This is a genomic window from Pseudomonas sp. ICBG1301 (assembly GCF_016918385.1).
Taxonomy (GTDB): Bacteria; Pseudomonadota; Gammaproteobacteria; order Pseudomonadales; family Pseudomonadaceae; genus Aquipseudomonas; species Aquipseudomonas palleroniana.
Genome location: NZ_JAEKGB010000030.1, coordinates 1 through 484, shown reverse-complemented (window position 1 = coordinate 484; position 484 = coordinate 1). Strand labels below are relative to the sequence as shown.

General features: G+C 56.4%; 1 protein-coding gene. It reads left to right on the top strand.

Features of this window, described 5'->3' with window-relative positions:
* Nucleotides 1-484, top strand: a 484-nt coding sequence (locus JBE38_RS27550; RefSeq protein WP_205345600.1) for an immunoglobulin-like domain-containing protein, incomplete at both ends; no start/stop codon positions are given.

Below are 484 nucleotides of genomic sequence, written 5' to 3'. Positions count from 1 at the left end.
GCGACAACGATCATCAACGACACCATCGACAAGGTCGATGTGGTCCTGACCGCGACCAACACTGTGGGCGAAGGCGGCAACATCGTTTACACCGCCAGCCTTGTGGATAAAAACGGCGCAGCAGTAACCAACATCGCTAGCCCCCTGACGGTCACTCTGGATAACGGTAAAACCATCACCATCGGTGTGAACCAGTCGAGCGGTTCTGTTTCGGTAGTCGCTCCAAACGACGTCTACAAAGGCGACCAAACCGTCACCACCGCGATCAAAACGGTGACCGGCGGCGAGCACTTCGAGAACTTGGTACCGGGCACTACGCCGGTAAATACCACCGTTACCGATACTCCGGGCACTGCTGACACCACCACCGTGACCCTGACCGCGCCAAGCGCAGTTAATGAAGGTGGTCAGATTACGTACACCGCCACGCTTTCTAACAAAGCGGGTACTGACGTCACCCTGAAACTCGACAACGGTTCCACCA